The 22,608-nt window shown below is 67.5% G+C and carries 26 protein-coding genes; 13 read left to right on the plus strand and 13 right to left on the minus strand.

Annotated elements, in window-relative coordinates:
• Positions 1 to 3: 3 nt before the first annotated feature.
• Positions 4 to 786, minus strand: a complete 783-nt coding sequence (locus ACFXQA_RS11860) for a CPBP family intramembrane glutamic endopeptidase (protein WP_394520040.1) — start codon at positions 784 to 786, stop codon at positions 4 to 6.
• Positions 787 to 883: 97 nt separating this feature from the next.
• Positions 884 to 1,222 (minus strand): TraR/DksA family transcriptional regulator, encoded by a 339-nt coding sequence (locus ACFXQA_RS11865; protein ID WP_394520041.1) that lies wholly within the window; start codon positions 1,220 to 1,222, stop codon positions 884 to 886.
• Between the two features lie 107 nt (positions 1,223 to 1,329).
• Here ACFXQA_RS11865 and ACFXQA_RS11870 point away from each other — a divergent pair, with 107 nt between their 5' ends.
• From ACFXQA_RS11870 to ACFXQA_RS11880, 3 genes are read left to right on the plus strand one after another with little or no spacing between them, the layout of a single operon-like run.
• The gene (locus ACFXQA_RS11870; protein WP_394520042.1) at positions 1,330 to 1,557 is read left to right on the plus strand and encodes a hypervirulence associated TUDOR domain-containing protein; all 228 of its coding nucleotides are present in this window, start codon (positions 1,330 to 1,332) and stop codon (positions 1,555 to 1,557) included.
• A 59-nt stretch (positions 1,558 to 1,616) separates the two neighbouring features.
• Complete coding sequence (locus ACFXQA_RS11875; RefSeq protein WP_394520043.1) at positions 1,617 to 2,684, plus strand: FUSC family protein; 1,068 nt, start codon at positions 1,617 to 1,619, stop codon at positions 2,682 to 2,684.
• On the plus strand, positions 2,681 to 3,316 hold the full coding sequence (locus ACFXQA_RS11880; RefSeq protein WP_394520044.1) for an LON peptidase substrate-binding domain-containing protein: 636 nt from the start codon (positions 2,681 to 2,683) through the stop codon (positions 3,314 to 3,316). Before ACFXQA_RS11875 ends, ACFXQA_RS11880 begins: the two co-directional genes overlap by 4 nt.
• Before the next feature lie 4 nt (positions 3,317 to 3,320).
• On the opposite strand, the gene ACFXQA_RS11885 is transcribed toward ACFXQA_RS11880, so the two are convergent.
• From ACFXQA_RS11885 to ACFXQA_RS11900, 4 genes are all read right to left on the minus strand, one after another.
• On the minus strand, positions 3,321 to 4,097 hold the full coding sequence (locus ACFXQA_RS11885) for an isocitrate lyase/PEP mutase family protein (protein ID WP_394520045.1): 777 nt from the start codon (positions 4,095 to 4,097) through the stop codon (positions 3,321 to 3,323).
• A gap of 159 nt (positions 4,098 to 4,256) precedes the next feature.
• Positions 4,257 to 4,898: an SDR family oxidoreductase gene (locus ACFXQA_RS11890; protein WP_394520046.1), complete on the minus strand. Its 642-nt coding sequence runs from the start codon at positions 4,896 to 4,898 to the stop codon at positions 4,257 to 4,259.
• 34 nt (positions 4,899 to 4,932) lie between these two features.
• Entirely contained in the window at positions 4,933 to 6,069 is a 1,137-nt protein-coding gene (locus ACFXQA_RS11895; RefSeq protein WP_394520047.1) for an NAD(P)-binding domain-containing protein, read from the minus strand.
• Between the two features lie 46 nt (positions 6,070 to 6,115).
• Positions 6,116 to 6,538, minus strand: a complete 423-nt coding sequence (locus ACFXQA_RS11900) for a YchJ family protein (RefSeq protein ID WP_394520049.1) — start codon at positions 6,536 to 6,538, stop codon at positions 6,116 to 6,118.
• Between the two features lie 90 nt (positions 6,539 to 6,628).
• Here ACFXQA_RS11900 and ACFXQA_RS11905 point away from each other — a divergent pair, with 90 nt between their 5' ends.
• Positions 6,629 to 7,801, plus strand: a complete 1,173-nt coding sequence (locus ACFXQA_RS11905; RefSeq protein WP_394520050.1) for a hypothetical protein — start codon at positions 6,629 to 6,631, stop codon at positions 7,799 to 7,801.
• Positions 7,802 to 7,813: 12 nt separating this feature from the next.
• On the opposite strand, the gene ACFXQA_RS11910 is transcribed toward ACFXQA_RS11905, so the two are convergent.
• On the minus strand, positions 7,814 to 8,404 hold the full coding sequence (locus tag ACFXQA_RS11910) for a nucleoside deaminase (protein ID WP_394520051.1): 591 nt from the start codon (positions 8,402 to 8,404) through the stop codon (positions 7,814 to 7,816).
• Between the two features lie 117 nt (positions 8,405 to 8,521).
• Between ACFXQA_RS11910 and ACFXQA_RS11915 the strand changes: the two genes are divergently transcribed.
• The 4 genes from ACFXQA_RS11915 (at position 8,522) to ACFXQA_RS11930 (ending at position 11,252) form a co-directional block, all read left to right on the plus strand.
• Positions 8,522 to 9,055, plus strand: coding sequence for a hypothetical protein (locus ACFXQA_RS11915; RefSeq protein ID WP_394520052.1), 534 nt, complete (start codon positions 8,522 to 8,524; stop codon positions 9,053 to 9,055).
• On the plus strand, positions 9,046 to 9,819 hold the full coding sequence (locus ACFXQA_RS11920; RefSeq protein WP_394520053.1) for a hypothetical protein: 774 nt from the start codon (positions 9,046 to 9,048) through the stop codon (positions 9,817 to 9,819). The genes ACFXQA_RS11915 and ACFXQA_RS11920 overlap by 10 nt, the downstream gene beginning before the upstream one ends.
• A 78-nt stretch (positions 9,820 to 9,897) precedes the next feature.
• Entirely contained in the window at positions 9,898 to 10,299 is a 402-nt protein-coding gene (locus tag ACFXQA_RS11925) for a DUF4259 domain-containing protein (RefSeq protein ID WP_394520054.1), read from the plus strand.
• Positions 10,300 to 10,331: 32 nt separating this feature from the next.
• Entirely contained in the window at positions 10,332 to 11,252 is a 921-nt protein-coding gene (locus ACFXQA_RS11930) for a 5'-3' exonuclease (protein WP_394520055.1), read from the plus strand.
• 6 nt (positions 11,253 to 11,258) lie between these two features.
• On the opposite strand, the gene ACFXQA_RS11935 is transcribed toward ACFXQA_RS11930, so the two are convergent.
• A complete protein-coding gene (locus ACFXQA_RS11935; RefSeq protein WP_394520056.1) occupies positions 11,259 to 12,251 on the minus strand; it encodes a PHP domain-containing protein in 993 nt (330 codons plus the stop codon).
• 17 nt (positions 12,252 to 12,268) lie between these two features.
• Positions 12,269 to 13,336 carry an anthranilate phosphoribosyltransferase gene (gene trpD, locus ACFXQA_RS11940; protein ID WP_394520057.1) on the minus strand — a complete coding sequence of 356 codons (1,068 nt, stop codon included), beginning with the start codon at positions 13,334 to 13,336 and terminating at the stop codon, positions 12,269 to 12,271.
• Positions 13,337 to 13,506: 170 nt separating this feature from the next.
• Between trpD and ctaE the strand changes: the two genes are divergently transcribed.
• The 5 genes from ctaE to ACFXQA_RS11965 all read left to right on the plus strand — a co-directional run bounded on the left by ctaE (position 13,507) and on the right by ACFXQA_RS11965 (position 18,559).
• Positions 13,507 to 14,136 (plus strand): aa3-type cytochrome oxidase subunit III, encoded by a 630-nt coding sequence (gene ctaE, locus ACFXQA_RS11945; RefSeq protein ID WP_394520058.1) that lies wholly within the window; start codon positions 13,507 to 13,509, stop codon positions 14,134 to 14,136.
• Positions 14,137 to 14,155: 19 nt separating this feature from the next.
• Positions 14,156 to 14,959 (plus strand): cytochrome bc1 complex diheme cytochrome c subunit, encoded by an 804-nt coding sequence (gene qcrC, locus ACFXQA_RS11950; RefSeq protein ID WP_394520059.1) that lies wholly within the window; start codon positions 14,156 to 14,158, stop codon positions 14,957 to 14,959.
• Between the two features lie 44 nt (positions 14,960 to 15,003).
• Positions 15,004 to 16,083 carry a cytochrome bc1 complex Rieske iron-sulfur subunit gene (qcrA, locus tag ACFXQA_RS11955; RefSeq protein WP_394520060.1) on the plus strand — a complete coding sequence of 360 codons (1,080 nt, stop codon included), beginning with the start codon at positions 15,004 to 15,006 and terminating at the stop codon, positions 16,081 to 16,083.
• Positions 16,080 to 17,939: a cytochrome bc1 complex cytochrome b subunit gene (qcrB, locus tag ACFXQA_RS11960; protein WP_394520061.1), complete on the plus strand. Its 1,860-nt coding sequence runs from the start codon at positions 16,080 to 16,082 to the stop codon at positions 17,937 to 17,939. Before qcrA ends, qcrB begins: the two co-directional genes overlap by 4 nt.
• Before the next feature lie 161 nt (positions 17,940 to 18,100).
• Complete coding sequence (locus ACFXQA_RS11965) at positions 18,101 to 18,559, plus strand: rhodanese-like domain-containing protein (RefSeq protein ID WP_394520062.1); 459 nt, start codon at positions 18,101 to 18,103, stop codon at positions 18,557 to 18,559.
• Here ACFXQA_RS11965 and ACFXQA_RS11970 read toward each other — a convergent pair.
• The 4 genes from ACFXQA_RS11970 to ctaC are packed head-to-tail and all read right to left on the minus strand — an operon-like array spanning position 18,529 to position 22,427.
• Positions 18,529 to 19,317, minus strand: coding sequence for a PP2C family protein-serine/threonine phosphatase (locus tag ACFXQA_RS11970; RefSeq protein WP_394520063.1), 789 nt, complete (start codon positions 19,315 to 19,317; stop codon positions 18,529 to 18,531). The genes ACFXQA_RS11965 and ACFXQA_RS11970 overlap by 31 nt on opposite strands.
• A gap of 3 nt (positions 19,318 to 19,320) precedes the next feature.
• Positions 19,321 to 19,752, minus strand: coding sequence for a cytochrome c oxidase subunit 4 (locus tag ACFXQA_RS11975; RefSeq protein ID WP_394520064.1), 432 nt, complete (start codon positions 19,750 to 19,752; stop codon positions 19,321 to 19,323).
• Positions 19,753 to 21,519 carry an aa3-type cytochrome oxidase subunit I gene (gene ctaD / locus ACFXQA_RS11980; RefSeq protein WP_394520065.1) on the minus strand — a complete coding sequence of 589 codons (1,767 nt, stop codon included), beginning with the start codon at positions 21,517 to 21,519 and terminating at the stop codon, positions 19,753 to 19,755.
• The gene (gene ctaC, locus ACFXQA_RS11985) at positions 21,519 to 22,427 is read right to left on the minus strand and encodes an aa3-type cytochrome oxidase subunit II (RefSeq protein WP_394520066.1); all 909 of its coding nucleotides are present in this window, start codon (positions 22,425 to 22,427) and stop codon (positions 21,519 to 21,521) included. Before ctaC ends, ctaD begins: the two co-directional genes overlap by 1 nt.
• Positions 22,428 to 22,608: the final 181 nt, after the last annotated feature.

Consider the following 22,608-nt stretch of genomic DNA (forward strand, 5'->3'; position numbering starts at 1 on the left):
GGATCACGCGGAAGCGGGCTGGGTTCTCCCGTCGATCCGCTCGTCGGCCCCGCGGATGACGAATGCCACGGCGATGAGCGCGAGGATGCCCGCGACGATTTCGACGACGGGTCCGATGACGAACGTCGGGGCGGGGGTGCCGCGCCCGATGGCGAAGGTCGAGAAGTCCCACAGGCCGTGAAGCAGCATCGGCCAGATGAGCGTGCCGGTGACACGACGGAAGATGTAGAAGACCGTTCCCCCCAGGAACGCGAAGACCACCTGCTGGATGGTCGGCCCGAGGTCTTGCCCATTGGCGGCGTTCAGCAGGTGCATCCCGGCGAACAGGGCGGTGGTGAGCAGCCACACCCACACCTCGCTGAGTCGGCTTCGCAGTGCAGTGAGGAGGAGCCCGCGAGTGGTGAGCTCTTCGGTGAAGCCGACGAGGATGATCACGAGGGATGCGGCGAAGAACGCCCCGTCGTACGAGGCCCAGTCCACCGAGACGAGGTTGAGGACGACCGCGACGACCATCAGGAGGGGTGCGATGATCGGCCAGCGCACGCTTCGGCGGTGGTCGAACAGGGCGGGCCGCCACCACCCGAGCAGCGTGGTCGTGATCGCCAACAGCACAGCCGCGACGATCAGCGACAGACCGGCGCCGAAGAAGAGGGTGCTGCCGCTCTCTCCGAGTTCGTTGTATCGCACACCGGAAAGGCCCTGGACGGCGAAGACGACGATCACGTAGCCGACGTAGATCGCGAGACCGATCCATACCCTGGGGCGAACCCTCACAGACGGAGACATCCGGCGGTCCTCTTCTCTCGCAACGTGGCCACGCAGGTCTGAACGAGATCAAGCTATCGTCAACCTCACCGTCTCCGCACCCGCCGGTTTTCCGGTGTCACCGGGCGCAGGCGATGCACGTCGCCGCTGTCGGACGCGCCTCGAGCCGCCCCGCCGCGATCGGCGCGCCGCACACGACGCAGATACCGTAAGAGCCTTCGGCGAGACGCTCCAGTGCGGCGGCGGCATCGGTCCGATCGAGCTCGGCCCCACGGCGAAGAGCATCGACCCGCGTCCACTCCCCCGAGAGCGTGGATCCTTCGGGATCGTGCTCGTCATCGGCGGTGGCGTCCGAACGGTCGCGCAGCAGACTGCGCTCGTCGTCGTCGAGGTGCACGAGCCGCGTCTCGGCCTCGCGGAGAAGCGTTTGCAGGATTGCGGCGTGATCGACGGTCATGACGCACCCACGCTACGCGCCGATGGGCTCGGCAGGGCGGCCTGTCAATCCCGTGCGATCCGGCCGCGGGCCCGCCACGATCGAGGGAATCGAACAAGGGACGCGCCATGACGAAAGACCTCTCCTCCGGCGATCGGGTGAGCTGGAACACCCCGCAGGGTCGCACGCGCGGCACCGTCGTCGAGCAGAAAACGAGCGACTTCACCCTCGCCGGACAGAAGTTCACCGCGTCATCCGACGAGCCGGCGTACATCGTCGAGTCGGAGAAGAGCGGCAACCGCGCGGCGCACAAGGGATCGGCCCTGCGCAAGCTCAAGGGCTCCGCCGACTCCTGAGTCGTGCCGGCATAACGCAGAAGAGGGGCGAGCGGATGCTGCGGGCCTACTCTCGAAGCATGCGTGTGACCGCTTCCTTCCGTTCCGCGCGCCGTACCCCCTTCTTGCAGGTCGCGAAGTCGGCGATCGCCACCATCGCGGCGTGGCTCGTCGCCGGTGCGCTCGTGCCGGGCCCGCCGCCTGTGTTCGCGGCGATCGCGGCTCTGCTGGTCGTGCAACCGAGCCTGAACCAGTCACTGACCCGGGCACTGGAGCGCAGCGTCGGGGTGATCGCCGGCGTCATCGTCGCTTCGGCCCTGGGCATCGCACTCGGTTCGTCGACGTGGGTGATCCTCGTCACGGCGGCCGTCGCCCTGCTGGTGGCGTGGGCGCTGAAGCTGACGCCCGGCGCCGCGAACCAGGTCGCCATCAGTGCGATCCTCGTGCTCGCGCTGGGCACCGCCACTCCCCTTTACGCCGTCGACCGCGTCATCGAAACGCTGATCGGCGCACTCATCGGACTCATCGTCAACGTGCTGCTCGTTCCTCCGGTGGTGGTGGCACCGGCGCAGGAACGGATCGAAGCGCTCGGCGATGAACTCACCGCCGCGCTCGGCCGTCTCGCCGACGCCCTCGAGTCGCCGCAGACCCCCGCCTCGCTCGAAGAACTCCTCCTGCAGGCGCGGCTCATGCGCCCGATGCGAGACACCGCGGAAGCCGCGTTGTCCGATGCCACCGATTCCCTTGCGCTCAACCCCCGCGGGCGGCGCCATCGGGCCGACCTCGCGCGCCTCGAGAGCCTGCTCGAGGTGTTCACCCCGATCATGACCCAGGTCATCGGCATGACCCGTGCGGCGTACGACCGCTACGACCCCTCCATCGCCGACGAACCGACCGTGCGTGCGATCGCCGACCAACTCCGTCGCGCCGCCCACGACGTGCACCTCACGATCGTCCGCCATCGCTCGTCCGCCGCCGCACGGACGCACGAGCCCGATACGGCAGCATCCGCCGCCCTCGAACCCCCTGCACTGACTCGCCCGCTCGAAGTGGGCGCCCCGTCGGCGGGCTATTGGATACTCGTCGGTTCGCTGCTGGTCGACCTCCACCGCATCCACGAAGCCCTCGGAGAAACGACGCACACATGACCGAACGTATTCTCGCGATGTTCCCGCTGGGCATGGTGCTGTTTCCCCGCACCCCGCTGGCCGCCCGCATCTTCGAAGAGCGATACCTGAAGATGCTCGGGATGCTGCTGGACGAGCAGCCCGCCGAGTTCGGCGTCGTGCTGATCGAGCGAGGGAGCGAAACGGGCGGCGGCGACCGCCGGTTCGCCCTCGGAACGGTGGCGCGTCTGGAACGGGTGCTTCCGCAGGAGGGGCAGATCTCCGTTCTCGCGCGAGGCGGCGGCCGCTTCGAGGTCGTCGAGTGGCTGGACGACGCGCCCTACCCGCGGGCTCGGGTGCGGATGCTGCCCGAACTCGAGTGGAACGATGCCCTCGCCCCCTTGTCTGCCGAGGCCGAGAGCATCGTCCGTCGCGTCCTGTCGCGGGCCGGCGAATACGGCACGACGCGGTGGGAGCCCGGAATCGAACTCGCCGATGACCCGCTGGCGCGCGCATGGCAGATCGCCGCCATCGCTCCGCTCGGGCCTCTCGATCAGTTGGCACTGCTGCGGACGACCAGTGCCGGCGGACTGCTGCGCGAAGTCATCGACCTGACATTGGGTGCCGAAGAACTCCTCGCCGTGCGCGGCATCGACGAGGAGCCCCTCGACTGACGCCTCAGTTGAGAGCGCGGGTGCTCGCCGGAATGACTCCGTCTGCGTAGAGCTCTTTCGCGACGTCCTGCAGCGCGGTGAGCGCGACGCGCTGCGTCGTCGGTCCGTACGAGATGCGCGCCACCCCGAGCGACTCGTATTCCGCGGCGGTCAATGCCCCGGGCAGACCGATGACGCTGACACGGCGGTCGCCGATGCCTTCGACGAGCTGACGCGTGATGTCGGCGTCGAGAACACCGGGCACGAAGACCGACGTCGCGCCCGCCGCGAGGAAGGCGCGACCCCGCTCGATGGCGTCGGCGACCGACTCGGATGCGGGGCGATCGCCGCCGCGCACGAAAGCGTCGGTGCGCGCGTTCAGCACGAACGGCACGCCCTCTGCCTCACCCGCGGCGATCGCGGCTTCGACGGCGGCGACCGACTCGGCGAGCGGCTTCAACCGGTCTTCGATGTTCGCCCCGACGATGCCCGCCGCGATGGCCTTGCGGGTCGTCTCACCGGCGTCGCCGAAACCCGCGTCGAGGTCGGCGGTGACCGGCAGGTCGACCGCCTCGGCGATGCGGCGCACCATGTCGAGCATGACGTCGAGCGGGATGTTCTCGCCGTCCTCGTAGCCGAAGGTCGCCGCGATGGAGTGACCGGCGGTCGCGATCGCCTTCGTCTCGGGGAGAGCGGCGATCGCCTTCGCCGAGACGACGTCCCACACGTTCACGACGCGGAGGATCTGGGGAGCTGTGTGCAGCTGCGCGAAGGTCTGGGCTTTTCCGATCTGAGTGCTCATGGCGAACACGCTACGGCCGCGACCTGAGGGCAGGCGTGGCTTTGCGGCGGCTCGGCGTCTGAAGTAGCCCGACGAGCACCGCAGCCGCTTCGACGAGCTCAGCGACCGAGGCGTCCTGCCGCCCGCCGGCCCCTGAGCTTGTCGAAGGGTCCGGCGGCCCTAGGCGCCGAGCGCGTCGGCGATCGGCTGGTCTCCGGCGCCGAACCGGATGAACCGCCCCACGGTGCGGTCATCGAGCAGCGACGCCGCGATGACGGCGGCGACATCGGCGCGCGACACCTCGCCCTGGCCCTGCGGGTCGAGGGTGATGGCACCGGTGGGCGGGTCGAGGGTCAACGTTCCGGGTCCGAGGATCGTCCAGTCGAGGGCCGTCGCACGCAGATGGTCGTCGGCGGCGAGCTTGGCATCCGCGTAGGCGAAGAACGAATCATCGGGCGAGATGCCGTGGTCGTGAGTGGATCCGATCCACGACACCATCACGAAGCGCCGCACACCGGTCGCGGCGGCTGCATCCATCGCCCGGATCGCCGCATCGCGGTCGACCGCGTACGTGCGCTCGGTGGTACCGCCGCCGGCGCCGGCCGACCAGACGACGGCGTCGAAGCCCGAGACCGCGTCGCGAACGGCGGCCTCGTCGGCCGACTCGATGTCGAGAACGAGGGGTGTCGCGCCGGCCGCCGTGATGTCTGCGGCGTGGTCGGGGTTGCGGATGACGGAGGTGACGTCGTCGCCGCGCTGCGAGAGCAGCGGAGCGAGGAGGAGTGCCACTTTTCCGTGGCCGCCGAGAACGAGAACCTTCATGAGTTCCTACCTTTCTTACGTCGGTGATTCCACGCTACGCACCGGCCGCGACAGCCGGGGCGGGGGTTGACGCCGATTCGAGCTCTCGAATTTCGGCGACGATCTGCGCCACCACCTGACGACCGGCGCGGTTCGCCCCGACGGTCGAGGCCGACGGGCCGTATCCGACGAAGAACAGCCGAGGTTCGTCGAGCGACCGCGAGTCGGCGACGCGAAAACCGCCGTCGCGAGTTCGGAGCCGCAGCGGCGCGAGGTGCTCGAGGGCGGGTCGGAACCCGGTCGCCCACAGAATGTCGTCCACCGCGAGCAACGTCCCGTCGGGAAGACGCACGCCGCTCTCTTCGATGCGCGTGAGCATCGGCAGGCGTTCGAGCACGCCTCGCTTCTGCGCCGCGCGTGCCCACGGCGTCCAGTGCATCCCCGTCACCGAGATGACGCTGCCGGGCGGCAGCCCTCGACGCACCCGGTCTTCGACACCGGCGATGGCGGCCACCCGCGCCGGCACGTCGAAGTCGGTCTCGATCCAGTCGGGCTCACGACGCGTCATCCAGAAAGTCGTGGCGACGTGCGAGATCTCTTCGAGAAGCTGCACGGCCGAGACGCCCGCTCCGACCACGAGCACGCGACGGCCGGCGAAATCCTCGGCCGACACGTAATCGGCGGTGTGCAGCTGGCGTCCGCCGAACACCTCTTGTCCGGGGTAGCGCGGCCAGAACGGGCGGGTCCACGTGCCGGTGGCCGAGACCACGTACCGCGTCGCCCAGGTGTGGGTGTCCGTCTCGACGAGAAGGCGTCCGTGCGGGTCGTCATCGGCGCGCCGCACCGCCGTGACCGCCACCGGGCGCTGCACGTCGAGGTCGAAGCGCGCTTCGTAGGCGGCGAAATACGCGGGCAGCACGTCACTGGCCCGCGCGGTCGGGTCGGCGGCGGGGACGACGAACCCCGGCAGCTCGTGGATGCCGTTGACCGTCGCCATCCGCAACGACGACCAACGATGCTGCCATGCTCCCCCTGGCCGGTCGTTCGCATCGAGGATCACGAAGGAACGATCGGATGCTGCCGCCTCGGCCGCCGGAACGAAACCGCGCCGGCGCAGGTGGTAGGCGGCTGAAAGCCCCGCCTGGCCGGCACCGACGACGACGACGTCGACAGGCCGCGGAGAATTCGTCACGAAGCCCCGAACGGCGGGCGAGCCGCGGGTATTCCAGCGGTCGGCGTCAGAGGATCTCGCCGTCGACGTAGACCCAGCGTGCACCGCGTCGCGCGAATCTGCTGCGCTCGTGCAGTTCATCGTGCTCTCGACCGACCCGCCAGCGGGCGCGGAACTCGACGCTCCCCGACTCGTCGCCGGCTGCACCCGCCTCCGCAGAAAGGATCTCCAGACCTGTCCACCGCGTGGCGGGGTCGAGCCCCACGTCGGACGGGCGGGTGCGCGGGTGCCACGTGCGGCGCAGGTATTCGGCGTTCCCGATGACGAAAGCGGTGTACCGCGACCGCATCAGACGCTCGGCCGTCGGCGCGTCTCGCCCATCGAGGAGAGGTGCGCAGCATCCGTCGAACCGATCCCGACCGCACGGGCAGGGATCATCGGGCGAAACGCGCGCGAATCCCCCCGACGCGGCGGCGGCTCCGAATGACACGCTCGTACTCTAATGCGGCACTCCACAGCGTCCCCGCCGCGTCGCGCAACTTCCGTAGCATGGGCGGGCGACCACCGAACAGGAGCAGCCATGACCGACGGCACCCGCCCGAACGAGGACGAAGACGCCGTCGCGTCGCCGCCCCTGCCGCCGTACGCGGCAGCGCCGCCCCAGGCAGCTCCCCCGGCGCCTCTTCCGCCCTACGCCGCGCCCGTTCCGCCCTATGCCGTTCAGCAGAGTGCCGTTCAGCAGAGTGCCGTTCAGCAGAGCGCCATGCCCCAGAGTGCCGGAACGCCGGCGGGCCCTGGCGGCGTTCCGTTCCAGAGTTACCCCGGCGCCCCGCCCACGTGGGGTCCGCCCGCCGGCGGCCCGGCACCCGTCGGCTATCCGCCGAACGCCTACGGTCCGAACGGCGGCTACCCCGGTGGCGCCCCCTGGCAGCCTCGTCCGCCCGCCGCCGGAGGAACACCGGTGCTCGGCATCCTCGCCCTGGCGTCATCGATCCTCGGCTTCGCCGTGTCTTTCAGCCCCTTCGGTGGGCTGGCACTGTCGTGGATCCTCTTCATCGCGGCGATCGTGCTCGCGATCATTGCGCTGGCCCGCAGGATGCCCCGGAAGGGCCTCGCGATCGCCGCCATCATCATCTCGGCGGTCGGGTTCGTCTTCTCACTGGTGTGGGCGGTCGTCATGGCTCTCGTCGGCGGGTTCGACGGTCTTCTGTCCGGTCCGCCGGATCAGGATCCGGAGCTGAACCCCGAGTACTCCTCGTCGTACCCGTGGCTGAGCGCCCCCGAGCTGGGCGAAGAGGGCAACACCGTCGCCGACCCTCTCGCGCCCGGTTCCACACTCACCCTCTTCGATGAGAGCGTCGGCGAAGTCGCGTGGGAGATGACTGTTCTGCCGTTCGAAGACCTGACTGAAGAGGCACTCGTCAACAGCGACGAGACACCCGTCTACGGGGCGTTCATCGGTGTGCCCATCGAACTCACGAACGCCACCGACGAAACGATCGACCTCGCGTCCGATTACTCCTACCTGCCGTACTCGAGCTTCTTGACCGCAGACGGCGGCTTGGCCGATCTCGCCTACGTCTCCTACGACGACACCTACCCGAGCGTCTACGACCTCGGAACCATCGAACCCGGCGAGACCGTCACCTATTACGAGATCTTCGACGTGGGTGCCGAAGCCGTGGCGTCGGGCTCCTACGTCGTCGATCTCGACTCGGGCCAGAGCGTGTACTGGGGTCCGGGGACGCTCTAGCCCTCCGCGGGTTCAGTCGACGACGCCTCGCGCGTTGTACACGGTCGAGTCGGATGCGCCGTAGGCCCGGAAGACCTCCGTCGCCTCATCGCGCCGCACACCGATACTCACGCGGATGCCCCGTGCCTCGAACTGCTCGGCCCAGTCGGCGACCATCGGACCCTCGTCGAAACCGCTGAGTTCTTCGAGCTCGGGCCCGTCACCGGCGATCGCGAGCGAGCGCACCCCGCTCCACATCGTGGAGCCGTAGCACATGACGCAGGGGCGCCAGTTGACGACCAGCTCGAGGTCGGCGCCGTCGGCACCGAGGTCCCACCGGCCCAGGGCCGTCTGCGCGAGTCCGAGAGCGGTCACCTCGGCGTGCTGCGAGCTGAGGCCCGAGCTCAGCACCACATTCACCCCGGCGGAGACGAGGCGCCCCGTGGTGGCTTCGACGACGATCGCCGCGAACGGCCCGCCGTTGCCCTCGCGCCAATTGCGGTCGGCGAGCGCGTTCACGAGATCCATGCGCTCCTCCGCGGTCGGGAGCACCTCGGGCAGCTGGTCGAGCTCGCCCTGCAGCCACGCGGGAAGAGAAACGGAGAATCCGGTCGCAAGAGTCATGCCTTCATCCTCGCGTATCCGTGTGAACCCCCTGTTACGGAGGGGTTCCATCGACTCCGATCCGCCCGCTGTGGAAAACCTCGGCACCGAACTTCCCCTCCTCGTAGCCTGGGTCCCGTGAACGCCCGCCACGTCGCCGCTGCCGTCCTCGTGGCCGTCGCCGTGTCCGTGAGCGGATGCGCCGCCCCACCCGAACCGGCTGAGCCCACCCCCACCTTCGCCACCGAAGAAGAGGCCTTCGCCGCCGCTGAACAGACCTACCGCGCCTACGTCGACGCGCTCAACCAGGTCGACCTCAGCGACCCCGAAACCTTCGAGCCCGTGTTCGCGCTGACGACGGGCGACCTCCACAGTTCGGACAGAAAAGGCCTCACGGCATACCACGCCGACGAAGTATCGCTCTCGGGGGTCTCCAAACTGTCCCTCCTCGAGCGAAAGACTGCGGACTTGGAAGCCGGAGTGGTCACGTTCGCCGTGTGTCTCGACGTGTCCACAATCGCCCTCACATCGAGCGACGGTCAGGCTCTAGTGGACCCCGATAGGGTCGCAGTTCAGAGCCTGCTCGTCTCGTTGAAACGTACCGAGGCCGCAGAACCAAGCTTCAGGGTTGGCTCAATCTCGGGTCGCGAGGGAGCACCTCAATGCGTTTAATCCCCTTGCTGTTGCTAGCTTCACTTTCTCTGCTTCCCGCCGCGCTGCCCGCCGCGAGCGGCCAGTGCGACGATGTCGGGACCTGGGGGAGCACTTGCGACGCCGACTCCGACGGCACGCAGGTCGACGTGACCGGCACGCGGGAACCCCCCGGGCCGGGCGGCGGGAACGACTCCCCCGACGGTGACGGTCCGCCACCCGGTGACGACGAAACCGCCGAACCCGAAGACTGCGGACCCGCTGACGTGCTGTGCCGCGACGGCTACACCGTCGAGGTGATCGGCGAGGTGACAGCATCCGATCTCGTGTCGTTCGTTCCCGCGAAGCCGTCCTTCACCTCCGAACCGGGCGGCGTCGGCCTCGTCGGAATGCCGACGAACTTCGTCGCCGGCGCCTCGGAACAGACGATGACCGGCACCCTGTTCGAGCTTCCGGTCACGGTGCGGTTCACCCCCGCGGCGTACGTCTTCGCGTACGGCGACGGCGCCTCCGCGCGCTCGACATCGGGCGGCACCGCGTGGACGACCCTCGGCCAACCGCAGTTCTCGGCCACCCCGACCAGCCACGCCTACGCGTCCCGCGGCAGGTACGTCTCGTCCGTATCGGTCGAATACGCGGCGGCCGTCAACTTCGGCGCGGGCTGGCGCCCGGTCAACGGGATCGTCACCGCCACCGCGGGTGGTCAGACGGTCGACGTCTACGAGGCGCGCACCGCGCTCGTCGACAAGACGTGCGCCGAAAACCCCTCCGGCCCGGGTTGCTGACGAGACCTTCGCCCGCACGACGCGAAATAGACACCCGACGGTCACCCGATGCCGATGGGCCCTCACTAGCGTCGTGACATGGGCGCATGGAGCGGCGAACCCTTCGGAAACGAACTGGCCACCGAGTGGGCGTGGGAACTCGAGTCTGCCCACGACTGGCGCGGTGTGCACGCGGCTCTCGAACGTGCCGCCTCACCCGAGGCCCCCCTCGACGAAGACACCGCCACGATCGCCCTCGCCGCGGCCGAGGTCGTCGCCCGCGGATTGGGACGCCCGACGCAGGACGACGCCTACATCGAAGACGTCGCCGCGTTCGTCTCACGCGTTCCCGCCCCCGACCCCGACCTGGTCCGACTCGCCCACGCGGCGATCGAACGCGCGGGCGACCCCTCGGGCTCGCTCGGACGCGTGTGGCAATCGTGCGGTCCCGATGCGTGGCGCGAGGCGACCGACCGCCTTTCGCTTGCGCTCCGGGGCTGACCCCGCGACAGGCCGCGTGCGAGGATGAGCGCGTGTCCGACCGGTTGATGCTCCTCGATTCCGCCTCGCTGTACTTCCGCGCGTTCTACGGCGTACCCGACACGGTGAAGGCCCCCGACGGAACCCCCGTCAACGCGGTGCGCGGGTTTCTCGACATCATCGCGAAGCTCGTCACCCTGTACGAGCCGACGCACATCGTCGCCTGCTGGGACGACGACTGGCGCCCACAGTGGCGGGTCGACCTCATTCCGAGCTACAAGACGCATCGCGTCGCACAGCCCGTCGACGATGCCCCCGACGTCGAGGTGGTCCCCGACCCCCTCGAATCGCAGGTGCCGGTGATCCGCGAAACCCTCACCGCGCTGGGAATCGCCATCGTCGGCGCGGCCGAACACGAAGCCGACGACGTCATCGGCACCCTCGCGACCACCGCCGCGATGCCCGTCGACATCGTCACCGGCGACCGCGACCTGTTCCAGCTGATCGATGACGACCGCGACGTGAGGGTGGTCTACACCGCCCGCGGCATGAGCAACCTCGAGGTCCTGACCGACGAAGTCGTCTTCGCCAAGTACGGGGTGCACGCGCGGCAGTACGCCGACTTCGCCGCGATGCGAGGCGATTCGTCCGACGGCCTTCCGGGCGTCAAGGGCATCGGCGACAAGTCGGCGGCCACGCTGCTCGCGGCGCACGGCGATCTCGACGGGATCGTCGCAGCGGCGAAAGCCGGCGGGGGCATGCCGGCGGGCCAGCAGGCGAAGATCCTCGCAGCTCTCGCCTACATCGAGGTGGCACCCACGGTCGTCGAGGTCGTCCGCGACCTCGACCTGCCCCTGGGTGAGACGAAGATCGAGCCGCTCGACCCGAAGCAGACGGATGCTGCCGAAGCGCTCGCCGAGAAGTGGAACCTCGGCGGGCCCATGGGCCGCGCCATCGCCGCCCTCGCACGCTGACCGCGCTCAGCGCGCGCGCCCGAGCCACTCCCGCAGCCGATCGAGCGGCCAGGTCGTCACGATCCGTTCGGGTGGCACGCCCGCCTGTTCGGCACGGGCCGCGCCGTAGTCGATGAGCGAGAGCTGCCCCGGCGCGTGGGCATCCGAGTCGATCGAGAACAGGCACCCGGCGTCGAGCGCGACAGCGATGAGGTCGTCGGGCGGATCCTGGCGTTCCGGTCGCGAGTTGATCTCGACTGCGACGCCGTGCGCCGCCGCCGCGTCGAAGACCGCCCGAGCGTCGAACGTCGAGGGCGGTCGCGTCCCGCGCGCGCCCTCGACGAGCCGGCCGGTGACGTGCCCGAGTACATCGACCCGCGCGTTGGACACCGCGGCTAGGAGCCGACGCGTCATGGGCCCCTTATCCATGCGCAGTTGGGAATGAGCGGATGCGACGACGACATCGAGTTCGTCGAGGAGGGCGTCTTCCTGGTCGAGCGCACCCTCGTCGAGAATGTCGACCTCGATGCCGGTGAGCAGGGTGAATCCGTCTCCGCTGAACCCGCCGACCTGCGCGATCTGTTCCCGCAACCTCTCGGGCGACAGCCCGTTGGCCACGCGCAGTCTGGGCGAGTGGTCGGTGAGGGCGAGGTATTCGTGTCCGAGGCGGCGCGCAGCATCCGCCATGAGATCTATGGGTGTCAGACCGTCCGACCACTCGCTGTGACTGTGCAGGTCACCCTTGAGCATGCCTCGGAGGGCGGACCCTGCCGCAGCCTCGGTCTTGTCCCGAAGGTCGGCGAGGTAGTCGGGAACCCGGCCCTCCAGCGCTTGCGAGATGACGGCGAAGGTGGAGTCGCCGATGCCCTTGCGTCGACGCAGGCCCGGATCGCGCCGGGTGGCATCGTCGAGATCGGCGATGGTCACGGCAGCCGTGCGGAACGCCTTCGACTTGTACCGCGACGACCGCTCCCGCTCGAGGAGGTACGCGATCTCGTTCAGCGCGTCGAGCGGGTCCATGTCGTCACCCCACCGGGCTAGCCTGCGACCGCGAGGGAGCGGGTCGTGGCGATCCAGTCGTCGAGCTTCGTCGCCGCGCTGCCGCTGTCGATCGCCGCGGCCGCCGCCTGCATGCCCTCAGCCATGCGCTCCAGAATGGGGCGCTGCACTTCGGTCGGATCTTGGAACAGCCGGAAGGCGACGATGCCCGCGGCGGTGTTGAGCACCACGATGTCGCGAACGGGGCCCGGCTCGCCATCGAGCACCCGGCGCACCACTCGGGCATTGTCTGCGGGCGAGCCGCCGCGCAGGTCGTCGAGATCAGCGAAGCGGATGCCGAGATCGCGCGGGTCGAGGTCGTGTTCGTGGATGTCGCCGCGGCTGACTTCCCACACCCGGCTGTGCCCGGTCGTGGTGAGTTCATCGAGGCCGTCGTCACCGCGGAAGACCAGGGCTGTCGCCCCGCGCGTGCGGAAGACGCCGGTGATCAGCGGCACCCGGTCGAGGTGCGCCACGCCCACGGCGTTGGCCTCGGCACGAGCGGGGTTGCAGAGAGGACCCAGGAAGTTGAACACGGTCGGAATGCCGAGCTCGGCGCGGGTCGGACCGGCGTGACGGAACCCGGGATGGAAGGCCGTGGCGAAAGCGAAGGTGAGCCCCGTGCGGTGGAGCGTCTCGGCGACGGCCTCGGGCGACAGCGTGAGGTCGATACCCAACTCGCGCAGCACGTCGGATGACCCCGACGACGAACTCGCGGCCCGGTTGCCGTGCTTGACGACCGGAATCCCGGAGGCAGCCGCCACGATCGCCGACATCGTCGAGACGTTCACCGTGCGGTGACGGTCGCCGCCGGTGCCGACGATGTCGAGCACCTCGGCCTTCACGGGCAGTGCCACCGCGGCCTCGAGGATGGCGTCGCGGAAGCCGACGATCTCGTCGACCGTCTCACCCTTGGCACGGAGCGCGACGAGGAACGCCGCCAGCTGCGAGGGTGTGGCGTCGCCGGCCATCACCTGCTGCATCGCCCAGGTCGACTCCGACACGCTGAGGTCGTGCCCCTCGAGGAGCATCGTGAGAATTTCGGGCCAGGAATACCGCTCCGCCATGGTCTGATCCTAGCGACGACGCCCCGCCCGGCTGCGCGTCGGTGCCCACGAGGTGGGCGTCGCCGTCGAGTGAACTCGGAGGTGATTCTTAGGGATTGCTTAGTTCGACGAAGGGGTTTGTTGGGTCGGCGGTGCGAAACTATGACGCTGAAATCGTTCATAATGGACGAGTGACGACCACAGCGACATACAACCAGGCTCTGCGCTCTGTGAAGCGCCCGGATCCGGTAGCCGTGGGCACCATCGTCTGGCTGGGCAGCGAAGTCATGTTCTTCGCCGGTCTTTTCGCCATCTACTTCACGCTCCGCAGCACCTCCTCCGACCTTTGGGCCGAAGAGAGCCAGCTGCTCAACGTGCCCTACGCGTTGGTCAACACGATCATTCTGGTGCTGTCGTCGGTGACGTGCCAGATGGGCGTGTTCGCCGCCGAGCGGTACCAGCCGTACTCGACGAAGAAGCGCGGCATCCTCGGTTGGGGAATGGTCGAGTGGTTCTTCCTCACCTTCGCGCTCGGCGCGATCTTCGTCTCCGGCCAGGTGTGGGAGTACGCCCAGCTCGTCGCCGAGGGCATGCCGATCCAGGCCAACGCCTACGCATCGGCCTTCTACCTGACCACCGGCTTCCACGCCCTCCACGTGACGGGCGGCCTCATCGCCTTCCTCCTCGTGATCGGCCGTGCCTACGCCGTGAAGAACTTCGGGCGCAAAGAGATGACCACCGCCATCGTCGTGTCGTACTACTGGCACTTCGTCGACGTCGTGTGGATCGCCCTGTTCGCTGTCATCTACTTCCTGAAATAGAGCGGAGCTGCACCCCGACATGGCACGAGAGAAGAAGCGTCGCTCGACCGGCCGCCGGAGCCCCCTGGCAGCGGCCGCGCTGATCGGCATCGGCCTGCTCCTCACCGGCGGCATCTACGCCGGTGCGTCCGCGGCGATGGCCGCGACAGAGGATTCCTCCTCCGCAGCATCCACCCTCACCGTCGAAGACGGTCAGAAGCTGTTCCAGGCGAACTGCGCGACCTGCCACGGCATGGACCTCGAGGGCTCCGACGCCGGTCCGTCGCTGTACGGCGTCGGTGAGCTGTCGGTGCACTTCCAGGTCTCGACCGGTCGCATGCCGCTGCAGGCGCAGGCTCCCCAGGCCCCCGAGAAGCCGGTGCAGTTCACCGAAGAGCAGATCGACGCTCTCGGCCGCTACATCCAGTCGACGTCGCCCGGCCCCTCATTCCCCGCCGACGAGGTTCTCGACGGAGACGGCGAACTGGCTCACGGTGCCGAACTGTTCCGCATCAACTGCGCCATGTGCCACAACGTCGCCGGAGCCGGCGGTGCGCTCACCGAGGGAAAGTACGCGCCCGCCCTGCACGACACGTCGCCCGTCAACATGTACGCGGCCATGGTCACCGGACCGCAGAACATGCCGGTGTTCAACGACCTGAACCTGACCATGGAAGACAAGCGGGACATCATCTCGTACCTGATGTACCTGCAAGAGAGCCCGTCGCCCGGCGGGTTCGACCTCGGTTCACTCGGCCCCGTTTCTGAGGGTCTGTTCATCTGGGTGTTCGGCATCGGTTCGCTGATCGCTCTCACCGTCTGGATCACGGCGAAGTCGAACTAGTTCGACCGACGCCCGCACGACACATCACACGCACGAGGAGCAACATGGCACACGAGGAAGACGCGCTCGAGCACGAGAGGGCTTCATGGAAGCCGTCCGCCGGGCTCGCAGTCGCGGTGCCCGATCCCGTGCAGGGCCCGGAACTGCCACCGCACCGTCAGCGCATGACCGACCAGGACCCCAAGGCCATGCGCCGCGCGGTCCGCACGGTCTACACGCTGTTCTACCTGTCGGTCGCCGCAAGCCTCTGGGCGAGCATCGCCTACATGATCTTCCCGATCGAATCGGGCGAGATGATCGACATCCGCAACAACAACCTCTTCATCGGACTCGGCATCGGCTTTGCGCTGCTGGCCATCGGCATCGGTGCGATCCACTGGTCAAAAGCCGTCATGTCCGACAAGGAGTACATCGAGCCCCGTCACGCCACGCGAGGACGCGACACGACCCGTGAGGGCGCGATCAACGTCTTCGTCGCGGCCGACGCCGAGTCGGGCTTCGGTCGGCGCGAGGTCATCCGCAACTCGCTCTTCGCCGCCCTGGCGGCCTCGGTCATCCCCGGCATCACGCTGTTCCGCGGCCTGGCGCCCGAGAACTCCCCCGAGAACCCGATCGCGGGCAACCCGGTGGCGCTCCTCAGCCACACGATGTGGAAAGAGGGCTCGCACCTCGCCCACGACCCGTCGGGTCGCCGCATCCGGGCCGCAGACGTCACCCTCGGCTCCGCCTTCCACGTGATCCCCGAGGAGCTCTCGGAACTCGGACACGACGAGGGGTACCTCGAGGAGAAGGCCAAAGCGATCGTGCTTCTGATGCGGATGCTTCCGGAGCAGATCACCGAGGCGGACGACAAGAAAGACTGGTCGTACGACGGCATCGTGGCCTACTCCAAGGTCTGCACGCACGTCGGCTGCCCCGTCGCCCTGTACGAGCAGCAGACCCACCACCTCCTGTGCCCCTGCCACCAGTCGCAGTTCGACGTGGCGGACGGCGCCAAGGTCATCTTCGGCCCGGCGGCGCGCCCGCTGCCGCAGCTGCCCATCACCGTCGACGACGAGGGCTACCTCGTCGCTCGCAGCGACTTCACCGAACCCGTTGGACCGAGCTTCTGGGAGCGTCATTGAGTACCGGATCTCACCCCACCGAGAACGTCACCCTCGAACCCGCGGTCTCTGACGAGCCCGCGGATGCGGGGCGCGACGGCAAACCGCTCGGCGGTCGCTTCGTCGGCGCCGCCGCGAACTACCTCGACGAGCGCACCAGCATCTCCGGCCTCGTCAAAGAGCTCGGTCGCAAGATCTTCCCCGACCACTGGTCGTTCATGCTCGGCGAGGTCGCTCTCTGGAGCTTCGTCGTCGTCTTGATCTCGGGAACCTTCCTGACCTTCTTCTTCCAGGCCTCCATGGTCGAGACGCACTACGACGGCGCGTATGAGCCGATGCGCGGCATCGCGATGTCGGCCGCCATGGACTCGTCGCTCCACATCTCGTTCGACATGCGCGGCGGGCTCCTCGTCCGTCAGATCCACCACTGGGCGGCGCTGACGTTCATCGCCGGTATCGGCGTGCACATGCTGCGCGTCTTCTTCACCGGTGCATTCCGCAAGCCGCGCGAGCTCAACTGGGTCATCGGCTTCATCCTCTTCATCCTCGCGATGGCCGAGGGTTTCACCGGCTACTCGCTGCCCGACGACCTCCTCTCGGGCAACGGCCTCCGCATCATCGACGGCATGGTCAAGGGCATCCCGCTGATCGGCACGTGGATCTCGTTCCTCCTCTTCGGAGGGGAGTTCCCCGGCACGGCGATCGTCGGACGCCTCTACACGCTGCACATCCTGCTGCTGCCGGCGATCCTGGTCGCCCTGCTCGCCCTTCACCTCATGTTGATGATCGTGAACAAACACACGCAGTTCGCGGGCCCCGCGCGCACCAACAGCAATGTCGTGGGTTACCCGATCCTGCCGGTGTACGCGACCAAGATGGGTGGCTTCTTCTTCATCGTCTTCGGTGTCATCGTCACGATCGCGGCGTTGTTCACCATCAACCCGATTTGGAACTACGGTCCGTACGACCCGTCTCCGGTGTCGGCGGGTACCCAGCCCGACTGGTACATCGGTTTCGCCGACGGCGCCCTGCGTCTCGTCCCGCCGCACCTCGAGACCGTGCTGTTCGACCACACGTTCTCGTGGAACATCCTCCTCCCGCTGGGAATCCTGGGTCTGTTCATCGTTCTCGTCATGGTCTACCCCTTCATCGAGGCGTGGATCACGGGCGACAAGCGTGAGCACCACCTCGCCCAGCGCCCGCGCAACGCGGCGACCCGCACCGCGATCGGCGCCGCTGGCGTCACGTTCTACGCGGTGCTGTGGGCGGCGGCATCGTCGGACATCATCGCGACCCACTTCTGGGTGACGATGGAGGGTGTCATCCACACCCTTCAGGCTCTCCTGATCGTCGGCCCGATCATCGCCTACTTCGTCACCAAGCGCATCTGCCTCGCGCTGCAGAAGAAGGACCGCGAGATCGTGCTCCACGGGTACGAGTCCGGACGCATCGTGCGACTCCCGGGCGGCGAGTACATCGAGGTCCACCAGCCGGTCGACGAATACGATCGCTGGAAGCTCGTCGACAACGAGGGCTACGCTCCGTTGGTCGTACGACCCAACGCCAAGGGTCAGATTCCGTGGCACGAGAACCTGCGTTCCGGCTTCTCGCGCTGGTTCTTCGAAGACCGTCTTGCTCCGCTCACCCACGCGGAGATCGAAGCAGCGGCGGCTCACCAGCACCACGAGATCGACCACCTCGAGACCGAGGAAACGCGTGAGATCGAGGGAGCGCACGAGCGTGCCGAGGCGGACGACCGCCCGGTGATGGCACCGCACGATCAGCGCGCCGACGTCGAGATGCGTGCGCCGAAGATCCTCGACGAGACGAACTCCGCCACTCCTCCCCCCGCGGATGAGGACGACGAGAAGAAGTAGCCCTCCGCACGAATGCCCCGGTTCGACCTCACCACGAGGGACGAACCGGGGCATTCATCATTCTGCGGTCTGCCGGCGGGAGGGGAAGTGTCCGAAATCGCACGATTCGCGGCATCCGCACCCCTCGTCTCCACCGCTCCGCCGGCCATACGGTGGGCACTATGACCGACCCCGATTACTTCGCCGCCCGCCTCGCCCACGAGACCGACCCCGCCGATGTCTACGCCGCCCAGAAGGCGGGCGAACGTTTCGTTCTCGTCGACGTTCGCAACACGGATGCGTGGCGGCAAGGGCGCATCAGCGGCGCGGTGCATCTCCCCCACGGTGAGATCGCCTCGCGTGCGGCGCAGGAGCTCGATCCGAACGTACCGGTCGTCGTCTACTGCTGGAGCCCCGGCTGCAACGGCGGCGTCCGAGGAGCCCTCGCGTTCTCCCAGCTGGGCTACGACGTGAAGGAGATGATCGGCGGCTACGAGTATTGGGTGAGGGAAGGACAACCGACGGAGAACGACGAAGGGCCACTCCCCCGGATGTTCGATCCGCTGGTGATGATCGTGCGCGAGCGCGGCTCAGATGCCGACGACGCGGCTCACGCCGTTTCGACGTCTTCGGTGAAGTAGCGACCGGCGGACCCGTAGAACACGGGTGACTCGGCGGACGACGGGTCATCGACGATGTCGCACACGACGGCGGTGACGTTGTCGCGCGTACCCGCCTCGAGCGCGAGGGCGACGATGTCAGCAGCCGCGTCTGCTGACGTGTCGGCACGACGCAGCAGCTCGACGATGTCGAGTTCGGGCACGTAGTCGGTCAATCCGTCGCTGCACAGCAACCACCGGTCACCGACGAGCGGCTGACGTTCTTGTACCGAGATGGTGTCGTCTTCACCGCCACCGAGCGAGGCGGTGATGATATTCCGGCGCGGATGGGTCGCGGCGGCTTCGGGGGCGAGCAACCCGTGGTCGACGAGCGCTTGCACATAGGAGTCGTCGCGGGTTTCCCGGGTGAACCAGCCGTCACGCAGCAGGTAGGCGCGCGAGTCACCGGTGTGTGCGACCAGCAGGTCGCCGGAGGCCCCCAGGAAGAGACCGGTGAAAGTGGTTGCCATACCCCGGAGGGCGGGATCGCGCTCGACGTGAGCTCGGATGTCCCAGTTCGCTTCGCGGATGCGGATCACCAGTGTCTCGGGATCCGGGATCATCGCTCCTTCGGCGACCAGACGGTGGACGAGGGCCGCGGACGCGAGGTCACCCGAGGGTCCTCCGCCGACACCGTCGGCGACCGCGGCTCCCCAGGGCGCGGTGAACGCCGCGTCCTGATTCGTATCGCGGTGCACGCCGACGTCTGAGACGGCGGCCGCTTTCAGCCGAATAGGCACGGATCAGCGCGCGAAGTACCCGCGGTAGTACTCGAACACCCAGCCGACGATCGCGACGGCGAACAGCGCGAGGCCGATCGGCATCAGCCACGTTCCGACCGCGAGTCCGAGGATCGCGAAAGCGGCGGATCCGGCCAGGACCAGCGGCCACCACGACCACGGGCTGAATTCGCCGAGCTCGGGATCGCCGTCATCGATGTCGGCCGTCAGGGTGTCTTCGGGCAGCTCGCCGCCCTGCGCGCGGTGCACGTGCTGAACGTAGAACGCGATGAGGGCAGCCATGATCGAGGTGAACAGCAGGGCGGTCGATCCGACCCACTCGATGCGCTGGAGGAAGGGTCCTTCGTAGAACAGGATCGACCACACCGTGTAGGTGACGGCGATGACCAGGAAGAAGATCGACAGCAGCCACCACAGGCTGAAGTTGGTGCGCACCTACTTCACCTTTCCCTGGTCGGCGTCGACAACCGGGGCATCCGGCGCGTCCTTCGCAGGACCCACGCCGACGGGAACTCCGGCTTCGGGGTGGTTGAGGTCGAACGCGGGACGCTCGCTGCGGATGCGCGGGATCGAGGTGAAGTTGTGACGCGGCGGCGGGCACGAGGTCGCCCACTCGAGCGATGCGCCGTAGCCCCAAGGATCATTCACCGTGATCTTCGGCGCCTTGCGCGAGGTGATCCACACGTTCAAGAAGAACGGGATCATCGACGCACCGAGGATCATCGCGCCGACCGTCGACACCTGGTTCTGCCAGGTCCATCCGTCCGCGGCCGAGTAGTCGGCGTAGCGACGCACCATACCGTCGACACCCAGCCAGTGCTGGATGAGGAACGTCATGTGGAAGCCGATGAACAGCAGCCAGAAGTGCACGAAGCCGAGGCGCTCGTTCAGCATCCGCCCTGTCCACTTCGGCCACCAGAAGTAGAACCCGGCGAACATCGCGAACACCACGGTGCCGAACACCACGTAGTGGAAGTGGGCGACGACGAAGTAGGAGTCGGAGAGGTGGAAGTCCAGCGGCGGCGAAGCGAGGATGACGCCGGTCAGTCCACCGAAGACGAACGTGATCAAGAAGCCGAGGGCGAAGACCATGGGCGTCTCGAAGGTCACAGACCCCCGCCACAACGTTCCGATCCAGTTGAAGATCTTCACACCCGTCGGAACGGCGATCAACATGGTCATGAGCGCGAAGAACGGCAGCAGCACCGCTCCGGTCACGTACATGTGGTGAGCCCAGACCGCGACCGAGAGCGCGGCGATCGCAATGGTCGCGTACACCAGCGTCTTGTACCCGAAGATCGGCTTGCGGCTGAAGACCGGGAAGATCTCCGACACGATGCCGAAGAACGGCAGCGCGATGATGTACACCTCGGGGTGCCCGAAGAACCAGAACAGGTGCTGCCACAGCAGCACTCCACCGTTCTGCGGGTCATAGATGTGTGCGCCGAGCACGCGGTCGGCCGCGGCGGCGAAGATCGCGGCGGCGAGCACCGGGAAGGCCAGCAGGATCAGGATGCTGGTGATCAGCGTGTTCCACGTGAAGATCGGCATACGCCACATCGTCATGCCGGGGGCGCGCATCGTCAGGATCGTCGTGATGAAGTTCACGGCGCCGAGGATGGTGCCGAAACCGCTCATGCCGAGCCCGAGCATCCAGAGGTTACCGCCGACACCCGGCGAGAAGCTCGCGTTGGCCAGCGGCTGGTACGCGAACCAACCGAAGCCGGCCGCACCGGCGGGCGTCAGGAAGCCGGCGACGGCGATGGTCGAGCCGAAGAGGAAGAGCCAGAACGCGAACGCGTTCAGTCGCGGGAACGCGACATCGGGTGCACCGATCTGCAGGGGCAGGATCGCGTTGGCGAAGCCGGCGAAGAGCGGGGTCGCGAACATGAGCAGCATGATCGTGCCGTGCATGGTGAAGAGCTGGTTGTACTGCTCTTTCGTCGGGACGATCTGCATGCCGGGCTCGAAGAGCTCGGCACGGATGATCAGCGCCATGACGCCGCCGAGGCAGAAGAAGATGACCGAGGCGATCAGGTACATGTACCCGATCGTCTTGTGGTCGGTGGAGGTGATCCACTTGACGACGATGTTGCCCTTGTTCTCGACACGCGACGACGTCAGTAGCGCCGCCTGCCGGGGAGGGAGCGTCGTCGGCCGCGAGGGACCGGTCGTCTCTGTGGGGGGAAGCGTGGTCGTCATCAGTCATTACCTTCCACGGCTGTGCCGAAACCGGTGTTGTTCTGCAACCGGTCGTAGGCCTCGTCGATGTCGCCGGTCTGGCCCTCGTCGCGGAGCGTGTCGAGGTAGTTCTCGTACTCCGCCTCGCTCACGACCTTGACGTTGAACAGCATGTTGGAGTGATACTCGCCGCAGAGCTCGGCGCACTTGCCCGCGTACTCGCCTTCGCGCGTCGGCGTGAACGACCAGAAGTTCTCTCGCCCCTGGTACATGTCCTTCTTGTAGAGGAAGTCGATGATCCAGAAGGAGTGGATGACGTCGCGGGACTGCAGCTCGATCTTGACGGTCTTGTTGACGGGGAGGTACAGGGTCGGCAGCGACTCGGCGTTCCGCTCGATGGTGCCGGTGTCCTCGACCTGCACGCCCATCGTCCAGACGGCGTCGGAGTTGTCGTCCTCTTCGCCGTTGTACTGGAAGTCCCAGGCCCACTGCTTGCCGAACGCGGTGATCGAGACGTCGGGGTCGTCGTACTGCGTCTCGAGGATCGTCTGGTCGCGGGCCGTGAACGAGAAGAGACCGACCACGAGGATGAGCGGGACGATCGTGTAGAAGATCTCGATCGGCATGTTGTAGCGCAGCTGCACCGGGAGGCCGGTCTGACCCTTACGGCGACGGTAGGCGATGACCGCCCACAGCATGAGGGCCCACGTCACGACGCCGACGGCGAGGAGGACGATCCAGGAGTTGACCCAGAGCCCCGCAACCATGTCGGTGCGGTTCGTGGCCGGCACACCGTCGTCGGTGAAGCCGGGGAGGAATCCGTGGAGCTCGCTCGTCGAGCAGCCGGCCAGCACGAGGGCCGCGGCGATCCCGACAGGAAGGGCCGCCCAGCGGAGGCGTCGTCTGGAGGGCGCTGTTTTCAAGGGCACAGTGCACCTTTCCGGGTCGAGAATATTGCTGTCTCAGTCTAGAGCAAGCTCTTAGCATTCTCAGGCCAAGCGTTCAGCCCCGAACGCAGAAGACCCGCGGAAGCCACCGGATTTCCGGTGATTTCCGCGGGTCTGTGCGGGCCGAGCGGAGAGATGGAAGGGCAGCAGGTCTCTCGATGTC

The organism is Microbacterium shimangi (assembly GCF_043556445.1).
Classification (GTDB): Bacteria; Actinomycetota; Actinomycetes; order Actinomycetales; family Microbacteriaceae; genus Microbacterium.

Coding starts and splice junctions, on each gene's coding strand:
- qcrA (WP_394520060.1), top strand. CDS start 15,004: ATGGCACACGAGGAAGACGCGCTCGAGCACGAGAGGGCTTCATGGAAG.
- ACFXQA_RS11865 (WP_394520041.1), bottom strand. CDS start 1,222: ATGACCGTCGATCACGCCGCAATCCTGCAAACGCTTCTCCGCGAGGCC.
- ACFXQA_RS11905 (WP_394520050.1), top strand. CDS start 6,629: ATGACCGACGGCACCCGCCCGAACGAGGACGAAGACGCCGTCGCGTCG.
- ACFXQA_RS11890 (WP_394520046.1), bottom strand. CDS start 4,898: ATGAAGGTTCTCGTTCTCGGCGGCCACGGAAAAGTGGCACTCCTCCTC.
- ACFXQA_RS11965 (WP_394520062.1), top strand. CDS start 18,101: ATGACCGACCCCGATTACTTCGCCGCCCGCCTCGCCCACGAGACCGAC.
- ctaD (WP_394520065.1), bottom strand. CDS start 21,519: ATGACGACCACGCTTCCCCCCACAGAGACGACCGGTCCCTCGCGGCCG.
- qcrC (WP_394520059.1), top strand. CDS start 14,156: ATGGCACGAGAGAAGAAGCGTCGCTCGACCGGCCGCCGGAGCCCCCTG.
- ACFXQA_RS11885 (WP_394520045.1), bottom strand. CDS start 4,097: ATGAGCACTCAGATCGGAAAAGCCCAGACCTTCGCGCAGCTGCACACA.
- ACFXQA_RS11935 (WP_394520056.1), bottom strand. CDS start 12,251: ATGGACCCGCTCGACGCGCTGAACGAGATCGCGTACCTCCTCGAGCGG.
- ACFXQA_RS11860 (WP_394520040.1), bottom strand. CDS start 786: ATGTCTCCGTCTGTGAGGGTTCGCCCCAGGGTATGGATCGGTCTCGCG.
- ACFXQA_RS11910 (WP_394520051.1), bottom strand. CDS start 8,404: ATGACTCTTGCGACCGGATTCTCCGTTTCTCTTCCCGCGTGGCTGCAG.
- ACFXQA_RS11875 (WP_394520043.1), top strand. CDS start 1,617: ATGCGTGTGACCGCTTCCTTCCGTTCCGCGCGCCGTACCCCCTTCTTG.
- ACFXQA_RS11920 (WP_394520053.1), top strand. CDS start 9,046: ATGCGTTTAATCCCCTTGCTGTTGCTAGCTTCACTTTCTCTGCTTCCC.
- ACFXQA_RS11925 (WP_394520054.1), top strand. CDS start 9,898: ATGGGCGCATGGAGCGGCGAACCCTTCGGAAACGAACTGGCCACCGAG.
- ACFXQA_RS11870 (WP_394520042.1), top strand. CDS start 1,330: ATGACGAAAGACCTCTCCTCCGGCGATCGGGTGAGCTGGAACACCCCG.
- trpD (WP_394520057.1), bottom strand. CDS start 13,336: ATGGCGGAGCGGTATTCCTGGCCCGAAATTCTCACGATGCTCCTCGAG.
- ACFXQA_RS11880 (WP_394520044.1), top strand. CDS start 2,681: ATGACCGAACGTATTCTCGCGATGTTCCCGCTGGGCATGGTGCTGTTT.